The 23,960-nt window shown below is 75.2% G+C and carries 17 protein-coding genes; 13 read left to right on the forward strand and 4 right to left on the reverse strand.

Translation table 11 applies throughout. The features are described 5' to 3' along the window. Positions 1–149: 149 nt before the first annotated feature. From ABZX30_RS15320 to ABZX30_RS15330, 3 genes are all read left to right on the forward strand, one after another. Entirely contained in the window at positions 150–302 is a 153-nt protein-coding gene (locus ABZX30_RS15320) for a hypothetical protein (RefSeq protein WP_355933553.1), read from the forward strand. Continuing rightward, positions 299–1,096: an alpha/beta fold hydrolase gene (locus tag ABZX30_RS15325; RefSeq protein ID WP_355933555.1), complete on the forward strand. Its 798-nt coding sequence runs from the start codon at positions 299–301 to the stop codon at positions 1,094–1,096. Before ABZX30_RS15320 ends, ABZX30_RS15325 begins: the two co-directional genes overlap by 4 nt. A gap of 139 nt (positions 1,097–1,235) precedes the next feature. Next, positions 1,236–1,505, forward strand: coding sequence for a PqqD family protein (locus ABZX30_RS15330; protein ID WP_355933557.1), 270 nt, complete (start codon positions 1,236–1,238; stop codon positions 1,503–1,505). Between the two features lie 64 nt (positions 1,506–1,569). On the opposite strand, the gene ABZX30_RS15335 is transcribed toward ABZX30_RS15330, so the two are convergent. Both ABZX30_RS15335 and ABZX30_RS15340 read right to left on the reverse strand, forming a co-directional pair. After that, the gene (locus tag ABZX30_RS15335; RefSeq protein WP_355933559.1) at positions 1,570–4,170 is read right to left on the reverse strand and encodes a LuxR family transcriptional regulator; all 2,601 of its coding nucleotides are present in this window, start codon (positions 4,168–4,170) and stop codon (positions 1,570–1,572) included. A gap of 91 nt (positions 4,171–4,261) precedes the next feature. Further along, the gene (locus ABZX30_RS15340) at positions 4,262–4,552 is read right to left on the reverse strand and encodes a PqqD family peptide modification chaperone (RefSeq protein WP_355933562.1); all 291 of its coding nucleotides are present in this window, start codon (positions 4,550–4,552) and stop codon (positions 4,262–4,264) included. A gap of 461 nt (positions 4,553–5,013) precedes the next feature. Here ABZX30_RS15340 and ABZX30_RS15345 point away from each other — a divergent pair, with 461 nt between their 5' ends. Further along, a complete protein-coding gene (locus tag ABZX30_RS15345; protein ID WP_355933612.1) occupies positions 5,014–5,958 on the forward strand; it encodes an MBL fold metallo-hydrolase in 945 nt (314 codons plus the stop codon). Between the two features lie 10 nt (positions 5,959–5,968). On the opposite strand, the gene ABZX30_RS15350 is transcribed toward ABZX30_RS15345, so the two are convergent. Then, the gene (locus ABZX30_RS15350; protein ID WP_355933565.1) at positions 5,969–6,400 is read right to left on the reverse strand and encodes a nuclear transport factor 2 family protein; all 432 of its coding nucleotides are present in this window, start codon (positions 6,398–6,400) and stop codon (positions 5,969–5,971) included. A gap of 169 nt (positions 6,401–6,569) precedes the next feature. Between ABZX30_RS15350 and ABZX30_RS15355 the strand changes: the two genes are divergently transcribed. The 9 genes from ABZX30_RS15355 to ABZX30_RS15395 all read left to right on the forward strand — a co-directional run bounded on the left by ABZX30_RS15355 (position 6,570) and on the right by ABZX30_RS15395 (position 17,968). Then, positions 6,570–8,177: a class I adenylate-forming enzyme family protein gene (locus tag ABZX30_RS15355; protein ID WP_355933568.1), complete on the forward strand. Its 1,608-nt coding sequence runs from the start codon at positions 6,570–6,572 to the stop codon at positions 8,175–8,177. Between the two features lie 37 nt (positions 8,178–8,214). Further along, positions 8,215–8,511 (forward strand): antibiotic biosynthesis monooxygenase family protein, encoded by a 297-nt coding sequence (locus ABZX30_RS15360; protein ID WP_355933571.1) that lies wholly within the window; start codon positions 8,215–8,217, stop codon positions 8,509–8,511. Beyond that, the gene (locus tag ABZX30_RS15365; protein ID WP_355933574.1) at positions 8,501–10,279 is read left to right on the forward strand and encodes an FAD-dependent oxidoreductase; all 1,779 of its coding nucleotides are present in this window, start codon (positions 8,501–8,503) and stop codon (positions 10,277–10,279) included. Before ABZX30_RS15360 ends, ABZX30_RS15365 begins: the two co-directional genes overlap by 11 nt. After that, entirely contained in the window at positions 10,276–11,067 is a 792-nt protein-coding gene (locus tag ABZX30_RS15370; RefSeq protein ID WP_355933576.1) for an SDR family NAD(P)-dependent oxidoreductase, read from the forward strand. Before ABZX30_RS15365 ends, ABZX30_RS15370 begins: the two co-directional genes overlap by 4 nt. Before the next feature lie 78 nt (positions 11,068–11,145). Continuing rightward, a complete protein-coding gene (locus ABZX30_RS15375) occupies positions 11,146–12,102 on the forward strand; it encodes an aromatase/cyclase (RefSeq protein WP_355933579.1) in 957 nt (318 codons plus the stop codon). Between the two features lie 240 nt (positions 12,103–12,342). Continuing rightward, positions 12,343–14,109, forward strand: coding sequence for an acyl-CoA dehydrogenase (locus tag ABZX30_RS15380; RefSeq protein ID WP_355933582.1), 1,767 nt, complete (start codon positions 12,343–12,345; stop codon positions 14,107–14,109). 32 nt (positions 14,110–14,141) lie between these two features. Then, positions 14,142–14,999, forward strand: coding sequence for a 4'-phosphopantetheinyl transferase superfamily protein (locus ABZX30_RS15385; protein WP_355933584.1), 858 nt, complete (start codon positions 14,142–14,144; stop codon positions 14,997–14,999). A 73-nt stretch (positions 15,000–15,072) separates the two neighbouring features. After that, complete coding sequence (locus ABZX30_RS15390) at positions 15,073–15,777, forward strand: response regulator transcription factor (RefSeq protein WP_355933586.1); 705 nt, start codon at positions 15,073–15,075, stop codon at positions 15,775–15,777. Positions 15,778–15,862: 85 nt separating this feature from the next. Beyond that, positions 15,863–17,968: a condensation domain-containing protein gene (locus ABZX30_RS15395; RefSeq protein WP_355933589.1), complete on the forward strand. Its 2,106-nt coding sequence runs from the start codon at positions 15,863–15,865 to the stop codon at positions 17,966–17,968. 307 nt (positions 17,969–18,275) lie between these two features. Here the strand turns inward: ABZX30_RS15395 and ABZX30_RS15400 are convergent, their stop codons facing one another. After that, positions 18,276–23,714 carry an amino acid adenylation domain-containing protein gene (locus ABZX30_RS15400; RefSeq protein ID WP_355933591.1) on the reverse strand — a complete coding sequence of 1,813 codons (5,439 nt, stop codon included), beginning with the start codon at positions 23,712–23,714 and terminating at the stop codon, positions 18,276–18,278. Positions 23,715–23,960 lie beyond the last annotated feature (246 nt).

Below are 23,960 nucleotides of genomic sequence, written 5' to 3' on the forward strand. Positions count from 1 at the left end.
TCGTCCGCGGATGCCTTGCCCGGAAGGCCGCCCGGCCCGAGACGCACACCCTGCCGATCTCTAGGGGGCGGCTAAGGGTGTGCGGGGGCCGGGGGGACTGCGATGGTGGCAGGGCATTCGTCCCGACACACTCGCGCTAGGAGCCCGACGTGGCAGACCGGAACGACCAGCGGCTGGTGGTGATCGCCGGAAGCGGCTGTGGCGATACCGTCGCCGAGCGCCTCGGCGGCAGGGACACCGGCGTCGTCGGACGGGACACGGACGGCCGTACCCCGGCACCGGACGAGGGGACGGCGGCGTGACCGCGGCGGCGGCCGGCCCGGACGGGCTGTGGATACGACGGTTCAGTCCGGCGGACGACGCCCGGGTGCGTCTGGTGTGCTTTCCGCACGCGGGAGGCTCCGCCACCTTCTACTTCCCGGTCGCGCGGGCCCTCGCGCCCGCGATCGACGTCCTCGCCGTCCAGTACCCGGGCCGGCAGGACCGGCGGGGCGAGCCCTGCGTCGACGACATGGGGCGGCTCGCCGACCTCGTCACCGAGGAACTGCGGCCGTGGACCGACCGTCCGCTGGCCCTGTTCGGGCACAGCATGGGGGCACTGCTCGGTTTCGAGGTGGCGCGCCGCCTCGAGCGCGACGGCATCCGCCCGCTGCGCTTCTTCGCCTCGGGGCGCCGGGCGCCCATGCGCCGCCGCAGCGACGAGGACGTGCACCGGCGTGACGACCAGCGGCTGATCGCCGAGCTGACCAGTCTCAGCGGCACCGACGCGCAGATCCTGGACGATCCCGAGGTGCTGCAACTGGTGCTGCCGGCGATCCGCAGCGACTACCGGGCGGTGGAGACCTACCGCTACGCGCCCGGCGAGCCGCTGAGGTGCCCCGTGTCGGTGCTCACCGGTGACAGCGATCCGCAGGTCACCCTCGACGAGGCGGAGGACTGGCGGCACTGCGTCGCCGGCCACTTCGACGTCACCGTCTACCCGGGCGGCCACTTCTACCTCACCGAGCACGCCGGCGCGGTGATGGCGGAGATCAGGCGCCGGCTGGCGGACACCGCACTCCCCTCGCCCATCGGCACCGCGCCGCGGCTTCACTGACGGCACCGTTGTCTCCGGCCCACCCGCCGGGGTGTTCCTGACTACACCCCCGGCCGGGTGGGCATCCCCATGTTCCGCTCCCCTCCTTTCGCCGATTCTTGAAGTGCAGGGACAACGGGCCTGAGGAGAGGGAGACGCCATGCGAGTGCTGCCGGGTGCGGGAGTGACGGGTACGGCTCTGGTCAACGGCAAGCTGGAGCTGCGCGCCGAGGGACGGTCCGCCGGGATCCGCTGCAACCAGATCGGCGCGGCGATGTGGGCCGCGCTGCGCCACAACGACGGCTTCGTGGACCTCGCCGTCGATTCGCTGGCCCGCGAGTGGGAGACCGATCCCGGCAAGGTCCGCGTCGCCATGGACGCCTGGTCGCGGAAGATGGTCGACGACGGGTGGCTGCGGCTCGACGCATGACCGGCCGGCCGCGCCCCGCCGGAATCCCCCGGGGCGGGGCGCGGCCGGCCTCACGGAGGCGGGGTCAGGCGTTCTGCTGGCTGACCGGCTCCAGGTCCAGCGGCAGGTCCTTGCGGCAGCTGATCTGCAACTTGCGGTAGACCCGGGTCAGATGCTGCTCGACGGTGCTCACCGTGAGGTACAGCTTCGCGGAGATCTCCCGGTTGGTCAGGCCCTGCGCGGCGAGGGTGGCGACCCGCTGCTCCGAGCTGCTCAGCCGCGTCTCCGAGCGGGGCTCGCCGGTCTCCCGTGGGCTGCGCGCCGGCTCCGTCAGCGGGGCGTCGGGCAGGATCTCCTTGCAGAGCGCGCCCGCCTCGCACTCCTTGGCGATGTTCCAGGCGGCCCGGATCATGGAGCTGCCCTTCGCGGACGCACCGCCGTCGGCCTGCACGGTCTGCCCCAGGTCGGCCATGGCGCGGGCCGCTTCCAGCCGGTCGCCCGAGCGGTGCAGCTCGTCGACGGCCTGGGTCAGCAGCGCCAGCCGCTGCTTGGCGGACTGGTGGGTCATCGCCCGCATCCGCAGGCTCAGCCCCCGCACCCACGGCCGCCGTGCGTCGGGCAGGCCGAGCTGCTGCAGGACCAGTTGTTCGGCCTGCTGGGGCTCGCCCAGCAGCAGCAGCGCCTCGGCGGCATCCGTGCGCCACGGCAGGAACGCGGGCCGGTCCACGCCCCAGCGCCGCACCAGCCGGCCCACCTCCAGGAAGTCGGCGAGGGCCGCGTGCGGCTGATGGCAGGTCAGCAGGTGCCGGCCGCGGGCCCGCAGGAACACCGGCCCGTGCAGCGAGTCGAACAGCTGCTGCGGCACCGGCTGGTCGGCCTGCAGGGAGGCCTCGGTGTACTGGCCCATGACACTGCGGGCGCGCACCAGGACCGCGAGGGGTGCGTAGGGGAAGGTGCCGCCGGTGCGCTCGGGCAGGAAGTCCAGGGCCCGCTCGGCGAACGCGCAGGCGTCGCGCGGGTCGCCGATGCGCAGCAGTCCCTCGGCGTGCAGGTTCGCGAAGACGGCGCTCCAGCCGGCGGCGCCACGGCGCTCCGCCTCCTGCAGCAGGCTCCGGCTCCACGGCAGGGACCGCTCGGGCTGGTCGGACAGGAGCAGGGAGCGCAGCCCCTGCGTGATCACCCCGGCGGTCGCCTCGGTGAGCCGGGCCGACTGCAGCAGCCGTTCGCTCGCCGCGACCGAGGTGTCCAGGGCGGTGTCCAGCGGGGAGGCGGACGCCTGCGCGGCGCCCTGCTCGGGCCGCAGCAGCCGCGCCGCCGCCGGTACCCGCCCGTGCAGCACCATGAGCTGCGCCAGCGGCTGGACGTGCTCGGCCTCGGGGCTGTCCCCGCCCAGCGCGTCGAGCACCACGGTCAGCTGCCGTTCGGCGGCCGCCGGGTTGAACTGCCAGGTGGTCTGGGCCAGCCGGATGCGGACGGCGGTGCGCGTCCGGTCCTCGGCGCACACCTCGTGGGCGAGCTCCAGCAGCCGTACGGCCTGCTGGGCGTCGCCCCGGGCGAGCAGGTCCTCGGCGGCGTCCCGCAGCACCTCGGTCTCGGCGGCACTCGCCTGCCAGGGGGCGCCCGCGGTGTCGGCGGCGGCGAGCAGCTGTGCCGCGGTCTCGGCTGCCGGGCGGCCCGCTGCCCGCAGCAGCGCAGCGGCCCTGCGGTGCAGGGACCTGCGCTCGCCGTCCGGGAGCGAGTCCAGCAGCGCGTTACGGGCGACCGGGTGCCGGAACCGGGTGCCGTCCAGGACGCCCGACGCGTGCAGCGCGATGAGGGCCTGGCGGGCGGCGGACGGTCCGGCGTCCAGCAACCGGGCGACGTGTTCGGGGGTGGCGGACTCGCCGAGTACGGCGCAGGCGCGCGCGGCGGCGGCTGCCGCGGGTCCGCTGCGCAGCGCGCAGGCGGCGACGGCCCGGGCGTAGGGACCGGCCGGCTGCGGGTTCCACTGCCGCGCCGCGCCGGGCGAACGGTCCGCGCGGTCCGCGCGGTCCTCCAGTTCCGCCTGCGCCGAGCGCAGCAGCAGCGGGTTGCCGCCGGTGATCTCGTACAGCCGGGCGCCGAGTTCGACGCCCTTGGCCGCGGCGGCGATCTCGGTGAGGGAGAGGCGGCCCAGGCGGACGCGGCGCACGTGGGGGCGGCGCAGCAGCTCCGTCGCGAACGCGGCGTGGGCGTGCTCCTCGTAGCCGCCGGTGCTGGTGAACAGCAGCAGGACGCGGGCGGTACGCAGCTCCCGCGCCAGGTACTGCAGGCACTCCAGCGACGGTGTGTCGGCGTGCTGCACGTCGTCGACGCTCAGCACCACCGGGGTCGCGGCGCTCAACTCGCGCACCCGGGCTCCGAACGCCTGCATGTCCTCCACGCGCGGAGCGGCCGCGTCGGCGGGTGCCGGCTGGGCCAGGGAGGGGGCGCCCTGGGCGAGCTGGCGCAGCACGCCGAGCGGCAGGTCGCGTTCGGCGGGGGTGCCGACCGCGGTGAGGACGACCGCGCCGGCCGCCGAGGCCCGCTCGAAGACCGAGTCCACCAGGGTGCTCTTGCCGCATCCGGCGGGGCCTTCGGCCAGGACGGTGCGGAACTCGCCACCCAGGCATTCCGTGAGCGTCCGTTCCAGAACGGAACCGGCCGTTGATGTGTCGACCGTCGTCATCATGGCCCCCGTCACCGATGGTCTACCCCTAACCCTCACCAGGCTGGTGAGCCCGCCTACAGGGGTGGTGGAGCCGTGATGGAGTAGGGGGTCACGGGCAGGCGCCGCAGGGGGCGGTGCGCACCAGGCCGGCGTCCCGCAGCTCCTCGATCCAGATGTCGAGATCCGCGCGGGTGTTGGCCGGGTCGGTGCACCACAGCGCGGACAGCAGGTCGGCGGCGGCCGCCACGTCCCCGTCGTGCTGGCGCAGCGCGATCCACATGGCGGTGCCCACGGGGCCGCATCGGAACCGTCCGGCCGGGCCGGACGGTTCCGCGACGACTTCCAGGTACCCGTCGGCGTCGACGTTCACGCTGACTCCGGGCACCGGCTGGACGCGCACGTGTACCTCCAGAGGAAATTTCCTTCACGCTACCGACGGAGTGCGCTCCGAATCCAATGTCATGTACGAAATCAGGGGTGGTCCGACGGAACCCCTACGTACGACGGGTCGCAGGCCAGGCCGTAGGGGGCGCGCGCGGCAGCGCCGGCTTACGTGCGGCGGCAATCCCAAACGGCGAATTCCGGTCTGCGGCTTTCCCTGGAATGCCGCTGAATTGGCTGGATTTCACCCGGGCGGTAAATGTAGAAATATTTGTGGAGAGTGTTTTACCGGTCCTCCGATGTTCCTCCACCGGACGGGGCGAACCTGGGCGCGCACGCAGCCGGTGACGACGACACGCAAGGAGCGGCCATGCCCCTGACCCTGGCGGATCCCCTGAGCGAGACCCCGCTCGCCCCGCCGTCCGTCCCCGGCCCCGCACAGCCGGGCCACGCGAGCGCGCCCGCCCCGGTGGCCGTGTGCTGACCACGCCCGGCACGGACACGGCCGCTGCCCGGGACGCGGTGGCCGCCCGCCTCGTCGAGATCGCCGACGGTGTCTTCGCCTACGTCCAGCCCGACGGCGGCTGGTGCCTGAGCAACGCCGGGCTCGTCGTCGGCGCCGACGGCCGGGCCGTGCTCGTCGACACCGCGGCCACCGAGCGCCGCGCCCGCCGCCTGCGCGCCGAGGTCCTGCGCATCGCCGCCGCGCCGCCGCGCACCCTGGTGACCACCCACTTCCACGGCGACCACACCTTCGGCCACCGCTTCTTCCCCGAGGCCACCGTCGTCGCGCACGAGAACGCGCGCGCCGAGATGGCGGCGGCCGGCCTCGGCCTGACCACCCTGTGGCCGGGTGTGGAGTGGGGTGACATCGAGCTGACGCTGCCGCAGCTGACGTACCGCGACCGTCTCACCCTGCATCCGGGCGAGGACCGGGCCGAGCTGATCCACCTCGGGCCCGCCGCCCACACCACCGGCGACACCGTGGTGTGGCTGCCGCGGCAACGCGTGCTGTTCGCCGGCGACGCGGTGATGAACGGGGTCACGCCGTTCTGCCTGATGGGCTCGGTGTCCGGGTCGCTGGCCGCGCTGCGGCGGCTGCGGGCCCTGGACCCGGCGGTCGTCGTGCCGGGGCACGGACCGGTCGGCGGGCCCGGGCTCCTGGACGGCAACGAGGAGTACTTCCGGTGGCTCACGCGGCGGGCGGCGGCGGGTGCCGCGGCCGGCCTGTCCCCGCTCGAACTCGCCCGCGCCGAGGGGCCGGGCCCGTACGCCGGTCTCCGGGACGGCGAGCGCCTCGTGCCCAACCTGCACCGGGCCTACGCCGAACTGGCCGGCGCCGCCCCCGGCGCCCCGCTCGACGTCGGTGCCCTGTTCCGGGAGATGACCGACTACCACGGGGGGCTGCCGGCCTGCCACGCGTGAGGCCGCCGGGTCAGGGCAGGTCGTCGCGTGTCACCTTCCGGTGCGCGACCCGCAGTTCGCCGTCGACCCGCACCAGGACGTCCTCGCACACGCACACCCGGTGCACCCGGGAGACGCCGCCGGCCACCGAGGCGTAGACGGTGGTGTACGAGCGGACGTCCAGCGTGCCGTCGGCGCGCTCCAGGACGTCGACCATGCCCATGAAGTGCCGGTGCCGCTCCCCGGCCTCGGCCAGCCGGGCGTGCGCGCGCTCCACCGCCGCGACCAGCCCGGCCCGCCCGCGCACCGGCTCGGGCAGCGTCGGTACGTCGAAGACGGCGTCCTCGGTGAAGGTCCGCGCCCACGGCCCGGCCTTGCCCAGGTCGAGCTGCTGCATCTGACGGGCGTAGAACCACTGCACCTCGGCGTACCGCAGAAGGCTGGTCCCGGTGGCATCCGGCATGGGCTCGGCTCCGCTTCCGTGAAGGGGGCGAGGCAGGCGCTCGACCCGGTGCGGACAGTTTCTGCGGCACGGATCGAGCACTCTTCGAAGCCTCCTCAAGCCGTGGCACGGACGGTGAGGCTGCCCGAGCCCGAACACCGACCGTCCGATCCGAGCCAGGAGATCGCCCGTGCCGTCATTCACGTACCCGGAGATCCCGCTCGACGGCCTGCTGCGCCGGGCGGCGGCCCGCGACCCGGGCGGCGCGGCCGTCACCACCGAGGACGGCACGGTGACGTTCGCCGGACTCGACCGCGCGGCCGACCGGATCGCCCACTGGCTGGCCGGCACCTCCACGGCCGTCGTCGGGGTCGCCAACACCCTCGACGCCGTCTTCCCGGCCGCCTACTACGGCACCGCCCGCGCCGGACGCACCCTCGCCCTGATCAACCCACTGCTCGGTGAGGCCGCGCTCGGCCATGTGTGCGCCACCGCGGGGGTCGAGGTCGCCTTCGTGCCGACGTCCGTCGCCGCACTGCTCACGAAGATCGGCGACCGGCTGCCGCGGCTGCGCACGATCGTCGTCACCGACTCCGCGGACGGGGTCGTGCCCGGTGCGGCGGTCCCGCTCGACGCGGCGCTGACCGCCGTGCCGGAAGAACCGGACAGGCCGTACGAGGCTCCCGCGCCGGACGTCGACGCCGTCACCTGCGTGCAGTTCACGACCGGCACCACCGGGCGGCCCAAGGGTGTGCGGCTCACCCACCGCAACCTCGTCGCCAACGCCGCGCAGATCGCGCTCGCCCACCGGCTCGACCGCGACTCGGTCACGCTCAACCATCTGCCGCTGTACCACGTCATGCACCTCAACTCGGCCGTCCACGCGGGCGCCTCGCAGGTGCTGTGCCGGGAAGCCGACCCCGTCGCCTCGCTGGGCCTCGCCACCCGCGCCGGCGCCACCCACTACTACGGGCTGCCCGCCCGGCTGCACCGGCTCGCCGCCGACGACCGGCTCGGCGACCCGCACACCGAGGGCGTTCCGGCCGGGCCGCGGCTGACCGCCGTCCTGTCCGGCGGCACCGCCCTCGCACCCGCCGCCGCCCGCCGGCTGCGCGACGCCCTGCGCGTCCCCGTCGTCCAGGGCTACGGACTCGCCGAACTCGCGCCGCTGGCCCACAACCAGCGGCTCGACGCCGACCCCGCGCCCGGCGCCGTCGGCCCCCCGGTCCCCGGCACCGAGTGCCGTGTCGTCTCCCTCGGCGGCCGCGAACCGGTCGAGGTGTGGTCCACGGGCCGGATCCAGATCCGCGGCCCGCAGGTGATGGCCGGCTATCTCGGCGACGAGCCCGCACCGGTCGACGCCGACGGCTGGCTGACCACCGGCGACGTCGGCTACCTCGACGACACCGGCGGCCTGCACCTCGTCGACCGGCTCGGCGACGTCTTCAAGTACGACAACGAACTCGTCTCCCCGACCGCCGTCGAACGTGTCCTCGCCGAGGACCCGCGGGTCGCCGAGTGCATCGTCGCCGACTGGCCCGACGACGTGCACGGCGCCCTCGTCTGGGCAGGCGTCGTCCTGCGGGAGGCCCCCGGCGGTCACGGCGACCCCCCGTCCGGCGTGCCCGGCGTACTGGACTCCGTCGCCGGACACGCCAACGCCCGCCTCGGCCACGCCGACCGCATCCGCCGCATCGAGGCACTCGACGCCGTGCCCCGTAACGCCGGCGGCAAGCCCGACCGGCGCGAGGTGCGCAGACGGCTGCGTCTGCGGGCCGTCGCGCAACAGACCGTCTGACCCATCGACCGACCCGCCCCAGAAGGAGCGAGACACCATGGTGACCTTCGTCAACAAGCTGACCGTGCACGGCGACCTCGAGACGTTCCTGGCCGTCAAGGACCGCCTCACCGCCTACATGAGCGCCCAGCCCGGCCACGTCCGCAACAAGACCCTGCGGCACGTCGGCGACCCGCGGATCTTCCTGGAGTACGCCGTGTGGGAGGACGCCGCCTCCCACCGGAGGGCCGCGGGCAGCGAGGAGTTCCAGCACCTCGTCCAGCAGCTCGTCCGGTTCGCCAGTGCCGAGCCGGGTCTGTACGAGTCGGTCGAGGAGGCCGCCGGTGCCCGCTGAGCCGCGGCCCGAGGTCCTCGTCGCCGGAGCGGGGCCGGTGGGCCTGACCGCCGCCCACGAACTGGCCCGCCGGGGACTGCGGGTACGCCTCGTCGACGCCGCCGCCGGGCCCGCGCGCACCAGCCGGGCGGTCGCCGTGCACCCGCGCACCCTGGAGACTCTCGACCAGATGGGCGTCGTGGGCTCCCTGCGCGAACGGGGCCGGGAGAACCGGGCGTTCACCATGTTCGCCTCGGGGCGGCGGCTGGTCAGGCTGGAGGCCGACTACTCCAGCATGCCGACCCGGTACCCGTTCAGCCTCATCGTCGAGCAGGCCGCCACCGAGGCCGTGCTCCGCGAGGCCGCCGCCGCCCGGGGCGTCGCCGTGGAGTGGGGTGTGAAGGTGACCGGCTTCGAGCAGCACGCCGACTTCGTACGCGTGCGGCTGGAGCGGTCCGACGGCGGCACGGAGACCGTCAGGGCGGACTGGCTCGTCGGCTGCGACGGCGGGCACAGCACCGTCCGCAAGCAGCTCGGGCTGCCGCTGATCGGGAAGAGCCGCGACACCTGGATGCTCGCCGACGCGCCGGTGCGCACCAGCCTGCCGCCGGACAGCATCTACTGGGCCCACACCGGCGGACAGGCCCTGATGATGGTCCCCTACGCCCGCGAAGGGCACTGGCGGCTGCTCGACACCGCGCCCGGCACGCGGGGTGCGACCGGTGCGCGGGAAAGCCTCTCCCGCAGGCTGAGCGCCGGACTCGGGCGGCAGGTCGCCGTCGGTGAACCCGAGTGGACCTCCGTGTTCACCTTCCAGCAGCGCATGGTGCCCCGGATGCACGAGGGCCGCGTGTTCGTCGCCGGCGACGCCGCCCATGTGCACAGTCCGGCCTCCGGACAGGGCATGAACACCGGCATCCAGGAGGCGTACAACCTCGCCTGGAAGCTCGCCGACGTCGCCCGCGGGCACGCCGGACGGCAGCTGCTCGACACCTACAGCGAGGAACGGGTGCCCGTCGGGCGGGCCCTGCTCGGCTCGACCCGCACGGCCACCTTCCTCGTGCAGTTCAAGAACGTCCTCGCCGCTGCCGCACTGCCGGTCGTCTTCGCCGTCGTCCGCACGGTGCCGCCGTTGCGCCGCGCCCTCCAGCGCAAGGTGCTCGGCGGCATGTCGGGGCTGCGCGTCGGCTACGGCGACTCCTCACTGAGCCTGCCGGTCCCGACCCGCCGCACCGCCCGCCCCCCACTGAGCGGCGCCGGGTCCCGGATCCGCCGCCGGGGGGCCGCCGGGCTGCCACTGCCGTCGGACGACGGGGCCGGCTGCGCCGTACCGGGTGCGCGGGCGTCCGCGGCCGCCGCCGTGCACGCGGGGGAGCCGGGGCCGGACGCGCTCGCCGCCGAACTGCGGGACACGCGCTGGACGCTGCTGTGGTCGAAGGGCGGCGCCACGGCCGCCCGGGCCGCGCTGTGGGCGGCGGCCGCGCACGGCGACTGGCTGTCCGTACGCACCGTCGGCGCCCGCCCCGGCACCGCCCCCCACCCGCTGCCCGACCCCGGCCGCACGCTGCGCGACACGCTCGGCCTGGATGCGGGCGGCTGGCTGCTGATCCGCCCCGACGGCTATGTCGCCGCCCGGGGCCCGCAGCTGACCGGACAGCGGTGGCGGCACACGCTGGCCGCGCTCGGCCTCGGCGACCGGCGATCCGCTCTCAAGGATTCCTCGTCCGTCCTTCGAGCGGACCCGGACAGGATGTTGAGCACCATCGCAGGACGGGAGGACAGCCGATGACGACAGCGACGCAGCCGGAGCCCGTGGCCCTGGTCACCGGTGGCACCAGCGGCATCGGCCTGGCCGTCGCCCGCGAGCTCGGGCGGCGCGGCCACCGCGTCTTCCTGTGCGCGCGCAGCGGGGACAAGGTCAGGCAGACCGTCGAGGACCTGCGTGCCGAAGGCCTGGAAGTGGAGGGCGCGCCCGCCGACGTCCGCTCCGCCGACTCCCTCGCCACCCTGGTGCGCACCGTCGTCGACACGTTCGGTCCGATCGGCGTGCTGGTCAACAACGCCGGACGCAGCGGCGGCGGCCCCACCGCGTCCATCAGCGACGACCTGTGGCACGACGTCATCGACACCAACCTCACCGGTGTCTTCCTGCTCACCCGCGAGGTCCTCAACCACGGCGGCATCACCGGGAATCCCGACGGCCGGATCGTCAACATCGCCTCCACCGCCGGCAAGCAGGGCGTCGTCCTCGGTGCCCCCTACTCCGCCTCCAAGCACGCCGTCGTCGGCTTCACCAAGGCCCTCGGCAAGGAACTCGCCCCGTCCGGCGTCACCGTCAACGCGGTCTGCCCCGGCTATGTCGAGACCCCCATGGCCGAGCGGGTCCGGCAGGGCTACGCGGCAGCGCTCGGCACCACCACCGACGAGGTGCTGGAGCAGTTCGAGGCGAAGATCCCCCTCGGCCGCTACTCCACCGCGGAGGAGGTCGCCGGCCTCGTCGGCTACCTGACGACCCGGCAGGCCGCGTCCATCACCGCGCAGGCGCTCAACGTCTGCGGCGGACTGGGCAACTACTGAGCCGTCACCGAGCCCGAACAGCCGTCATCGAGCCGTACCGCCGTCATCGAGCCGCACACAGAGAGGGTGCCGACACACATGGCCGCCGAGCGAGTGCACACCACAGCGCACGACGTGGACGTCGCCGCCCCCGCCGGTGTGGTCTACGGCCTGATCGCCGACACCACACGCTGGCCCTGGTACTTCCCGCCCAACGTGCACGTCGAGCAACTGGATTTCGACGGGCGCAGCGAACGCATCAGGATGTGGGCCACCGCCAACGGACAGGTCAGGTCCTGGACCTCCAGCCGGCAGCTGTCCCCGGCCGAGCGCCGGATCACCTTCCGCCAGGACCTGCCGGCCGCGCCCGTCAAGAGCATGCTCGGCATCTGGACCGTCGAGGAGCTCGGTGCGCAGCGCAGCCGGCTGACGCTGCTGCACGACTTCACCGTGGAGGGCGACGACCCCAGGGGCGTGGCCTGGGTCGAACGGGCCGTGGACACCAACAGCCGCACCGAGCTGGGGAACCTCAGCCGGATCGCCGAGCAGTGGAGCCGGCTGGACGATCTGGTCCTGGTCTTCGAGGACTCGGTCCGTGTCAGGGGCGGCGCCGAACTGCTCTACGACTTCCTGTACCAGGTCGACCGGTGGCCCGGACGCGTCCCGCACGTCTCCCGCCTCGACGTCACCGAGGACACCCCGGGTGTGCAGGTGATGTCCATGGACACGACGACGGCGGACGGCTCCGTGCACACCACGGAATCGGTGCGGGTGTGCTTCCCGCACGCCGGCCGCATCGTCTACAAACAGACGGTCACTCCGGCCCTGATGACCGCGCACACCGGCGAGTGGTCGGTCGTGCCGGACGAGACCGGGGTCACGGTCACCTCCCAGCACAGCGTGGTGCTGCGCGAGGAGGCCGTCGAACGGGTACTCGGCCCCGGCGCGACCCTCGCCGACGCCCGCCGCTACGTCCGCCAGGCCCTCGGCCGCAACAGCACGGCCACGCTCCACCTGGCCAAGCGGTACGCGGAGTCGGCGGTTCGGATGCTGTGAAGGGCGGGGCCGGCGCCCGCTCGAGGCCCGGCCCCCGCCGCTTCCCGCCGGGCCCTCACCACGCCCGGCTCCAGCGATGCACGAGTGCCCGTCCCTCCCGTTCCCAGCGTTCTTTGATGGGCTGTCGTCGGGCCGGTGTGCGGTACGGCCGCAGGTGAACAGGCCGGCCCCGGGACTGCCGGGGCGACGCGCGCGGTGCGGCGCAGGCGGCCCACGACGAAGGAGTTGATCCACGCCACCATGGCCACCACAGCCGAGACCTCCCCGGTCCGCGCCGGCGGCGCGCGGCCGCGCTCCCCCGGGGAGACGGCCGCGCTCGGCCGTGCCGCACGGCTGGAGACGCTGCTCGGCGATCCCCACGACCCGGCCAACCCGCACGGCCTGCGGGCCCTGTTCGCCGCAGACGACCGCCGCGAGGTGCCCGCCGAGACCGAACGGCTGCTCGCCGGGACCGGTCTGGGCGCCGAGTTCGTGCCCGCCGAGTACGGCGGCCGCCTCACCCGTGCCGACCTGCTGGCCAAGGTGCTGCGCCCCGTCTTCCGCCGGGACGTCGCCCTCGGCTTCGGCTCCGGCATCACCTCGCTGTTCGCCACCTCCGCCGTGTGGGCGGCCGGAGACGAGCAGCAGCGCCGCAGCACCGCCGCGCTCCTGCTGGGCCAGGGGCGGGCCGCGATCGTGCACCACGAACTGGCGCACGCCAACGCCATCCTGCGCGACGAGTTCACCGCCCGGCACGCCCCCGACGGCGGATACCTGCTCAGCGGCCGCAAGGACGTCATCATCAACGCCGCCCGCGCCGGCGCCTACGTCGTCTACGCCCGCACCGACCCCGCCCGCACCCCCCGCAGCCACTCCGTGCTGCTGCTGCGCCCCGACCGGCTCACGGACGGCGTACACCACCTGCCGCGCGTGGAGACCTCCGGGATGCGCGGCTGCCGGTTCTCGGGCCTTCGGTTCACGGACTGCCCCGTGCCCGAGGGCGCCCTCGTCGGCCGGCCCGGCGAGGGCGTGGCCCTCGCCCTGCGCACCTACCAGGTCAACCGGTGCCTGATCGCCGGCACCGTCGTCGCGGCCGCCGACACCGTGCTGCACTCCGCGGTGCGCGCCGTCACCGCCGGCCGCTCCCGCCCCGTCGCCCGCCGCTGGCTCGGCCCCCTCACCGGGGTCTTCGCCGACCTGCTGGCCTGCGACAGCATGGCGACCGTCGCGCTGCGCGCTCTGAGCCTGCTGCCGGACCGCACCCATGTGCTGGCCGCCGCCGTCAAGTACGTGGTCCCCGACCTGCTGCGGGAGAACCTCGAAGAGCTCTCCACCGTGCTCGGGTCGCGTGGTCACGAACGCGGCAGCGCCGAGTACGGCGCCCTCGACAAGCTCGTCCGCGACCTGCCGGTGGCCGGACTCGGCCACGCCGGCACCGCCGCCTGCCAGGCCGTGATCGTCCCGCAGCTGCGCGCGCTCGCCGAACGCTCCTGGTTCGCCGACCGGGAACCGCCGCCCGAACTGTTCCGCACCGGCGCCGACCTGCCCGACCTCGACTACCGGCTGCTGTCCATCGCCGGAGGGGGCGACTTCCTCGCCGCGTCCCTCGTCGGCTCCGCGGCCCGGCTCGCCGACGTGCGCGGCGTCGGCGGACAGATGGCCGCGCTCGCCGACCTCGCCGAGGCCTTCGTCACCGAGCTGCGCGCCCTGCGCGAAGCCTGCCGGAACCTTCCTCCGATCACCCGGGGCACCCTCGCCGACCCCGCCGTGTGCGTGCTCGGCGACCGCTACGCCCTCGTCCTCGCCGCCGCCGCGGTGCTCGGCGTGTGGGAGGGCCAGGACGGCTCCGACCCGTTCCTCGCGGCTCCCGCCTGGGCGGTCCTCGCCCTCACCAGGATCGGCGGCCGCCTCGGCGTCCCCGTGCCGGACCTGCCGGAGGGCTGCGCGGAGACGGTCCTGGAGGAGCTGCTGCGCCGCTTCCGCGCCGGCCGTTCCTGCGACCTCGACGCCACGGCGGCGGCCCGGTGACCGATGACGACCCTCGCAGGAAGGGCACGGCGATGACCGGGAACGACCCGCGCATCTCACCACCCGTACACATCGCCGGCCCCCGCGGACCGTGGCACGAGGTCCAGGAGGGCGTGACCGTACGGGGCAACGCCACCATCAGCACCACCTGGGGCGAGTGGCTGCCCGCCATCGTCGGCAACGCGGGCCTGCGCGCCCTGCTCGGCCGGGACTGGCCGCGCTACCGGCGCACCCCCGACCCGGTCGGGCGGGCCCGCTTCGCGGCCTCCCGGCTCGCCGTCAAACACACCGCCGCGGCCGCCCTGGCCCTCGACCCCGGTGACATCGACCTCGCCTACCGGCTCGGCGGACGCCCCTACGTGCGGGGCTTCGACCAGCTCGACCTCAGCCTCACCCACACCGACGAGCTGATCGCCGTGGGCATCAGCCGCCTGGGCCGCATCGGCGTCGACACCGAACCCGCCGGGCGGCGCATGTCGTTCGAGCTGATGCAGGACCATGTGTGCAGCGTCGCCGAGAAACAGCAACTCGCCGCCCTGCCCGAACAGGAGCAGTCCGCCGCCATGCTGCGGCTGTGGACCCTCAAGGAGGCCTACACCAAGGCCATCGGGCAGGGCCTGAGGCTGTCCTTCACCGAGTTCGGCTTCGGCGTCGGCAGCCCCGCGCTCCTCGCCCCCGACGGCCGGCCCGCCGCCCGCGGCGAGTGGGCCTTCGGCACCTACCCCGTACTCGGCCGCTACCTCGTCAGCATCGCCTGCCACGACTGCGGACTCGACCCCTGCGACGACACCCGGGCCGAGACCATGCTCGACGACGGTTTCCTCGGGACGGTCGCCGAACTCCTCGCCCAGGAAGAGGCCACGGCCACAGAGCCGCTCGCGGAACGCTAGGGAGCCGCCGGAGAAACCGGTCAGGGGCCGCGCGCGCCACTACGGTGACCGTGTCGAGTGCGAGGAGGCAGCCATGGACGAGCGGCACGCCACCCTGCACGTACTGCCCACGGCCCGGGCCCTGCCCCGGAGCTGGCAGGGCGAGCCCGCCCCGGCCCCCCGGGCCGCTCCCGTGCGCGTCCATGTGGTGGGCGCCGACCCGCTCGCCCGGGTCGGTATCCGCACCCTTCTCGAAGGCCGCCCCGGCATCCGCGTCACCGGGGAGAGCACCCCCGACCCGCGGGCGGTGGCAGGACTGCGCGCCCACCGCCCGCACGTCCTCGTCGTCCACGGCCCGCTCCCCGCCGACCGCGCCCGGGACCTCGCCCGCGCCGCCGGCGACGGCGTGCGCGTGCTGACCGTGGGCGAGGGCGCCCCCGGGCCCGCCCACGGCCACCTGCCCGCCACCGTGACCGCCGGCCAGCTGGCCTCCGCGGTCGTCCTCGCCGCCGCCGGCTACACCCTCGTGCACGAGACGGCGCGGCCGCCGCACAGCAGGGCCGCCGCACCGGAGTCGCAGCTCTCCCGGGTCAGCCCCGACCAGCTCACCGAGCGCGAGTGCGAAGTGCTCGAACTGCTCGCCCGGGGACTGTCCAACGGCGAGATCGCCCGCCTGCTCTCCCTCTCCGAGCACACCGTCAAGACCCACGTGCAGAACCTGCTGCACAAACTGCGCCTGCGCAACCGGGTCCACGCGGCGATCTACGCCTTCGAGACCGGCCTGCGTCAGCTTTGCTGACCCGTGTCAGCGCCGTGTCAGCGGCGCGTGGCGCAGCCCTTCATGATCGAAGGCCCGTGCCCGAGCCAGGAGAGGAGGACAACCGATGCCGACCGACCGCGCCTCGGCACCGACCATGACCGTGGTCCTCGACCCCGGACACCACACCCAGGCCTCCCGGCCGGTGCTGGAGATGCGGGGCCGGCTCGACGGGGCCCTGTTCCAGGCCGCCCTGGACCGGATCGCCCTCGGCCATCCCACGCCGCCCACCGACCGGCTGCGGCTGCACCGGCACGGGCCCGACCACCACACGCTCGAACTGCCCTCCCCGGCAGGCGCCTCCTCGCCCTACCCGGCGGGCCTCCTCGCCGACCTGCTCACCAGCACCCCGGTCGCCGCGCCCGACCCCGCCCCGGCCGCCGACGGCGAGCTCACCCGGGTGCGGACCTTCGGGCCGCTGCCGCGGACCTTCGCCGTCACCCCGCTCCAGCGGGAACTCCTCGCCGACGCCCTCACCGGCCCCGACCAGCAGGTCGAGCAGCTCGCCTGGCGCTGGCACGGGCCGCTGGAGACCCGCCGGTTCACGGCGGCCTGGCGGGCGGTGTTCGACTGCGAGACGGTACTGCGCTCCGCGTTCGTCTGGGACCCGCAGCCCAGGGCCGTTCTGTTCGACACCTGCGCACCGGACGTCGCCCGCCACACGCACGGCGCCTTCGCCGGCCGCGAGGACCTCATGGCCGCCGAACGCTCCCGCGGCTTCGACCTGCGCCGCCCCGGTCTGCTGCGCATCGCCCTCCTCGACGGGCCGCCCGCCCCCTCCTTCCAGGACGAGCCGGCCACCGACATGGTCCTCACCTACCACCGCGCCCTGCTCGACAGCTGGAGCGTGCGCGTGCTGGTCCGCGCGTTCTACCGCGCCTACCTCGCCGGCGGCAGCCTGCCCGGCGGCGAACGCCGCCCCGACCTGCGCGACTACACCCGCTGGCTGGACCGTCAGGACCCCGCGCCCGCCCGGGACTTCTGGCGCCGCACCGCGGCCGTCGCACCCGCTCCGCTGACGCGCGCCGCGCCCGGCGAACACACCGGCCAGGACGGCGTGGGACGCAGCCGCACCCGGCTGTCCCGGGCCGAGACGACCCGCCTCACGCACTGGGCGGCCCGCTGGGGGGCCACCGAGTCCAGCGCCCTGCACGCGGTGTGGGCGATGCTGCTGTACCGGGCCTCCGGCGCGGTCCGCGGGCCCGTGCGGGTCGGCTTCCACGTCTCCTTCTCCGGCCGCGGCATCCTGCTGGAGGACATCGAGCGCATCCCGGGCCCGTTCGCCAACCCGCTCCCGGTGTCCGTCGAGGTCGACCCGGCCGGCACGGTGGCACGACTGCTGCGCGACGTGAGGGACCGCGCCATCGACACCGCCGCGTACGAGTGGGTGCCGGACGGCCGGATCCAGCAGTGGCTCGGCCGGGCCGACGGCACGGGTCCCGCCGAGACGCTGCTGGCCTTCGAGCACACCCCCCGCCGGGACGAGCGCCTGACCGGTGCGCTCGCCGCGCACGGCGTGAACGTCGAACACCCCGTCCCGGCTGTGGCCCGGACCGCGAGCGCGCTCGGCGTCCTCGCCCACCACGACGGGCAGGGCGGCCTGGTGCTGTCCGCGGTCCACGACCGCGAACGCCTGGAGGACGACAAGACGCAGGCCCTGTTCGCGCAGAGCGCCGGACTGCTGCGCCGGCTGCCGTCCACGGTGCGGGAGTCGACCACAGTCGCCGAGGTGCTCGACTCCCTCGACGGCCTGGCGATGCCCCGGCTGCACGAACGCCGCACACCCCGCGAGGGGGTGGCCGGGATGCTCCTGCCCCTGCGGGCGGCGGCCGTCCCCGGCGTGGCCACGATCTGCCTGGTGACCGCTCCCGGCGCGCCCGAGGCGTGGTACCGCGGCCTGGTGCGCTGCTACGACGGCCCCGAGGAACTGGTCGTCCTGCGGGCCTCGGCGGCTGTCACCCGGCACGGCGCGGCCGCCCTCGCCCCGGTGGCCGGCGCGGGCGGGCGGCTGGTGCTGGGTGGTTTCTCCGGCGCGGGCGCCGTCGCGTACGAGATCGCCCGCCACCTCGCCGACGCGGGCCGCGACTCGCCGCTGGTGGTGCTCGGCAGCGGCGAGGACGACGACGGGGCACGCCGACTGGCCCGGGTGCTGCGCGAGGCCGTGCGGTACTGACAGCAGGTCACGCGGTATGCCGTGCGGCCGCACGGGGATTCCGGCCGCTGGGGATTCCGGCCGCACCGGCCGGATGCCGGCGGCGTGCGCCGGCCGGATGCCGGGGTGCGCCGGCTGGATCACGGCCGCACGAGGGTTCCGCAGCCGTCGGCCGTGCCACGCCCCGGCGAAGCCGCGTCGGCGCGGCGTGCGCGGCCGGGGGCGCGCCAGACCGCCCGGACCGTGGTCACCGACCCGCCGCTGACGAGCCGGGAGCGGTGAGCCGGCCCCTCGCCTCCAGGCTCGGCCGGGTACCCCGGCCGGCCGTTCACCTCCCTTCCGGTGCCGTGTTGAGGTGGTCGACGCACACCTCGTACAGGCCCTCCGCGTGGGTGGCGAGCCAGCCGGCCGGTACGGCCGCGGACGCCGGCCACAAGGCGCTGTGGCCCCGCTCGTCCCGGACGACGAGGAAGGTGGCCCGGGCGTCCGTGTACGGGTCGCCGGCCCACGGCCCGTCCAGCACGCGCAGTTCTCCGTCGGCTTCCAGGCGGGCCGACCGTCCGGTCCGCCACATGCGGGCCGTGCCCGAGGGGGCGCCCAGCGGGTCGGGCACGAAGCGCTCGCCGGTCGCGCCCGGCAGCCCCGCGTATCCCTGGGCGACGCCGGCACCCCCGATGTAGAGGGCCCCGGTGGCGCCGGGCGGCACGGGCCGCATCGCCTCGTCGAGGACGTACACCCGGTGACCGGGCACCGGCCGGGTCCGCGCGCCCGGACCGTGCTCGACGACGAGCCGGCCCTCCATGGTCCCGCCGCTCTTGGTCAGCACCCAGTCCTCGGCCCGGGCCAGCGCGACCAGTTCCCGGTCAGCGCCGCCGCCGAGCACCAAGGGCGCCCGCTGCTCGCGCAGCCAGCGCAGCAGCGCGGGCGCGCCGGACGCGAGCAACGACACGGGCGGTACGACGACATGGCGGCCGGACACCAGCGCGCCGAGCAGGCCGAGCGCGGCGTCCGCGTCCGGGTAGCCGCGCACCAGCCAGGCGGCCCGCCGCCGGTCGGCGGAGCGTGCGGTGACGCTCTCGGCGACGACGGACTCGGCGACGACGGACTCGGCGCCGACGACGACCAGGCCGTCCCCGCAGGGCGCCAGTACCAGCGGATCGGTGCGGGACAGCGGTCGCACCCGGTCGCTGTCCCGCACCGGCCAGCGCCCGCCCGCCGCCGGCGTCCCGGCCGCCGGGTCCCGCACCAGCCGTACCGCGCCGGGCACGGCGGGCAGTTGCCGGTCGGCGGCCTCGTCCAGCAGCAGCACCACCGGGCGTACCCCCTCGGGCAGTCCGTGCGCCGGGTCGAGTGGCAGCAGGGCGGCACCGGCCTTGGCGACGGCGAGCGCCGCCACCGCGAACGCCGTCGGCGAGGAGATCGCCGTCGCCACCGCCGTGCCCGGGCCCGCCCTGTGCTCGACGAGAACATGCGCCAACAAGTCGGAACGGGAGTCGAGCCCGGCCCGGTCGAGGCCCGCGAGCGCCGGCTGTCCGGGATCGCGGCCGACCCGCTCGGCGAACAGCCCGGCGACGGTCGCCCGCGGCAGCCACAAGGCCTGGCCCGCCCAGCCGTGATCGGTCTCGCGCGCCCCGGCGGCGGTGAGCCGCAGCCCGCTCACCGGGGACACGGCGTCCTGAAGAGCCGACTCCAGTACGGCGACCAGCTGCCGCGTCAGCGACGCCGCCACCGTCTCGCCGGCCCCGTCGGCCCGGAACACGGCCGTCACGGTGATGCCCGCGGGCCGGCCGGCCCGGTCCTGCCGCTCGACGAGGGTCAGTGACAGCTCCGAGCAGGCACACGGAAGCCGGGCGGGTTCCGGCTGCACGGACAGGCCGGCCGCGTCGTACACGTCGGCCGCGTGCTGCAGCACGGTCAGCGACACCCCGCCCGGCCCGGCCAGCGGGGCCGCACCGTCCCGGTACGCGGCCAGGGCGGCGGCCTTGGCCCGCGCCAGCAGTCCGGTGAACGCCGGATCGCCCGAGCCGTCCACGGTCAGCGCCAGCACCCGGCCCAGGGGACCGACGGACCGGCGCAGCGGGTCGCTGCCGCGGGCCGGCACCGGTGCGGCCACCGTGGTACGGGCACCCGCACCGAGCCGCTGCAGCAGCACCACCAGGGCCGTGTGCACCACCATGAACAGGGTCGCGTCGTGCTCGGCGGCGAACCGGGCCAGCCGCTGGTGCAGGGAGGCGCCGACGCGTGCGGTGAGACTGCCGGCCGGTGTGGCCGGCGGGACGGTCGGGGTGCTCGGCGGGACGGCCGGGGTGTTCGGCAGACGGGTCTGTGTGCTCGCCAGGGGCGTCTGTGTGCTCGGCAGGGGGGTCGGAGACACCTCGCCTCGACGGGCCCTCGGTACCTCGTCGTGGGACGGGGCCGGCCACCGGGGGGTGTCGCCGGCGGCCCGGGCCTCGTAGGCGCGGGCCAGGTCGGCGGCCAGGGGCAGCTGGGACCACTGGTCGACGTCGGCGGCCGGTACCGCCAGCTCCAGGACGTGGTCCTGCGCGGACAGGGTCCGCAGCCGGGTGCCCGCCGCCCCCAGCCGCGCGTTGCGCAGGGCTTCGTGACGTCGGCCCAGGTCCGCCAGCGCCGCCTCGAGCACCTCCGTGTCCAGGACGCCGCGCAGGCGCAGCGGCAGCTCCGCCCTGTCCGTCGCCGACCCGACCGGCCCGGTCGCCGCGGCCGGCGGATCGCCGACGAGGTCCGCCAGCAGCGCCGGGGTCGGGGCGTCGTACAGGGCCCGGCTGCCCGGCGCGGCACCGAACACCCCACGGATACGTTTCAGCAGCCGGGCGACGGACAGCGAATGGCCACCCAGCCGGAAGAAGTCCGAGTCGGCGTGCACCACTCGTCGCGGCACGCCCAGCACCTCGGCGAACAGATCGCGCAGGATCTCCTGCACGGGCGTACCCGGCGGCATCCCGGGCCTGGCGGAGGTGAACGAGCACGCCGGCAGCGCCGCACGGTCCACCTTTCCGGCGGAGGTCAGCGGCAGCGTGTCCAGCGTCACCAGCGCGGCCGGGAGCATGTGGTCGGGCAGCCGCTCCCGCAGACGAGTGCGCAGGGCCGCCTCGAAGCCGACGGTGCGGTCGAAGGCGTTGGGCGTGTTCGCGCACCGCTCGGGCGCCCGGAACGGTGCCGCGTACACCGACGTCAGCGGCCCCGGGGGCACGGCGTCCGGCGCCAGCAGCACCAGGTCCAGTGCCTGAGGGGCCTCGGGCGACCAGGTCGGCAGCGCGCGGAAGCCGAGGCTTTCGGCGGCGGCGCACAGCTCCTCCGGGCCGGGCGCGGGGCACGCCTCGCCCAGCAGCGCGGCCGCCTTCGCGACGCCGCCCGCCGGGTCGTCCAGCTCGTGCATCGCGGCCCACTCGCCGTGCACGCGCGCGTTGGGCACCCCGGTGATCCGCAGCACCGCGGGCCGGCGGTCGTACACGTACGCCTGAAGGCTCGCGACGTCCGTGATCTCGGCACCCCAGCGCACCCGCGGCGCGTCCGCCAGGTCGGCGACGGGCTCCGCGGTGCTCAGCACGGCCTCGTAGCGGTACCGGTTCAGCTCGTTGCCGTGCCCGCCCCGCTTGACACGGACGTCGACCGCGCGCACCGGCGGCAGTTCCCGGGCCAGACCCGCGAACAGGGCGGGCGCCAGCAGCAGTTCCGTCTCCAGTTCCACCTGCCGGGCCACTGCCCGGCGCACCGCGCCGGGATCCTCCTTCGTGGCGCGGGCGAGTGCGACGCCGGTCTGCAGACAGCGCGACAGCTCCAGGTTGCGCACATCGCCGAGGAACAGCGAGCCGCCCGGCGCGAGCAGCGGCAGCAGCCGCTCGACCACCGCGCGCAGGTGTCCGAGGCAGGGAAAGTACTGGATCACCGAGTTGACGACGACCGCGTCGAAACGGCCCGGCGGCAGCCCCTCGGTGTCGTGCGCGGCCCGGCAGACCGGCCGCACCTTGTCCCGCAGCCGGGCATCGGCCCGGACCCGGGACTCCAGCGCCGCCACGGCCGCCTCGGAGACGTCGGTCGCCCAGTACTCCACGCACTCCTCGTCGGGGGCGAGCTCGGCCAGCAGCAGCCCGGCACCGGCACCGATCTCCAGGATCCGGCGCGGCCCCAGTTCCCGCACGCGCTCCGCGGTCGCCGTGACCAGTTCGCGGATGTGCTCCACGGGGACCGGCCGGTCGTCGTAACTGCTGTGCCAGCCCGCGAAGTCGTCTGCCGGCCCGGGCCGTCCGGTGGCGTCGTGGAGGGTGTCGTGGATCTCCTGCCACTCGGTCATCTGCACCGCGGGCCGCGGTGCGCGGGCCGCGGGCGCGGCGGGCACGACATGCGCGACGAGCCGGCGCCCGCCGTCCGGGGTCCGCTGCACCGACGCCACGGCCGCCGACACCGACGGATGCCCGCGCAGCACGGTCTCGATCTCCCCCAGTTCGACCCGGAAGCCCCGCAGTTTCACCTGGTCGTCGGTGCGGCCGACGAACACCAGGTCGCCGTCCTCGCGCAGCCGCACCCGGTCACCGGTGCGGTAGAGCAACCCGCCGCCCGTGACCCGGTCCTCGACGAACCGTTCGGTGGTCAAGCGCGGCTGCCCCAGATATCCGAGCGCCAGCCCCGGACCGCCCAGCAGCAGCTCCCCGGTGCCACCCGGCCCCACCGGACGCCCGGCCTCGTCCACGACGACCGCCGTGGTCGCGCCCAGGGGCCGGCCGATGGGAACGTCCGTCGCGCCCTCCTCGGGCGCCTCGCGCACCTCGTACCAGGTGGCGAACGTGGTGGCCTCGGTGGGCCCGTACATGTGCAGCAGCCGCTCCGGCGGCCCGGCCTCCCACACCCGGCGGACCTTGAGCGGATCGCACACCTCGCCGCCGAACAGCACGGCCCGCAGCGGGCCGAGGGCCGCGGGCCGCTCGTCGGCCAGCCGGTGCAGCAACGCCGTCGTCAGGAACATCACCGTCACGCCGTGCACCCGCAGCCACCCCTCCAGCCGCCGCGGATCCAGCACCGTGTCCCGGTCCGCCCCGACCAGCCGGCCGCCCGCCGCGAGCGTCGCCCACACCTCGAACGTCACCGCGTCGAACGCCGGATTGGAGGTCTGCGCCACGACGTCCCACGACTCCAGCCGCAGGTGGTCCGCCGACCGTACGAGGTCCAGCACGGCCCGGTGCGGTACGACGACACCCTTGGGCACGCCGGTCGTCCCGGAGGTGTAGCAGACGTAGGCGGCGTCGTCGGGGGCCGGGGTGACGGGGGGCAGCGCGTCCGGGCGGGCGGCTATGCGGGGGGCTTCGGTGTCGAGGGCGACCAGGGTGGGTGCGGACGGCATCCCGGCGGGAGCCGGGTGCGGGGCCCAGGTGTCCTCCTCGTACGGGCCGGCGGACTCGGTGAAGTCCGCTGCGAAGGCCGTCACCGTCACCACGGCCCGGGCGGCACAGTCACGTACGATCAGCCGTCGCCGCCGGGCCGGGTGGCCGGGGTCGAGCGGTACGTATGCCGCGCCCGTCCGCACGATCGCGAGGAACGCGGTCACCAGGTCCGGGCCCGGCGGAAGGCAGGTCACCACCCGGTCCCCGGCGCCGACGCCCCGCGCCGACAGGTGCGCGGCCAGCCGGTTCGCGGCGCTGCTCAACTCCCGGTAGGTGAGCGCGGTGCCGGGAGCGATGCCGTCGGGCCAGGCGACCGCGACCGCCTCGGGCCGGGCGAGCGCCTGCTGTTCGACGAGGTCGGAGAGGGACATCGGGTGGGCTCCTTCGACGGCGGCTCAGAGCCTGGCAAAGCTCTGCCATGATCTTGGCAACCGGATCCCGCGACTCTCTCGTGAAGTGCTGGAGCTCCGCTCGAGGTCCGCTCGAGGTCCGGCGGCCCGACCGGCGGCCCGACCGGCCGGCCGGGCCGTCCGGCCGTCCGGCCCGCCCCTCCCGGCCCGGTCCCGCAGCGGATCCCCGCAACCCCGTGGCCCCCGCCGAGATCCGGACAGACCTGA

Source organism: Streptomyces sp. NPDC004542 (genome assembly GCF_040610035.1).
In the GTDB taxonomy this organism is placed as follows: Bacteria; Actinomycetota; Actinomycetes; order Streptomycetales; family Streptomycetaceae; genus Streptomyces.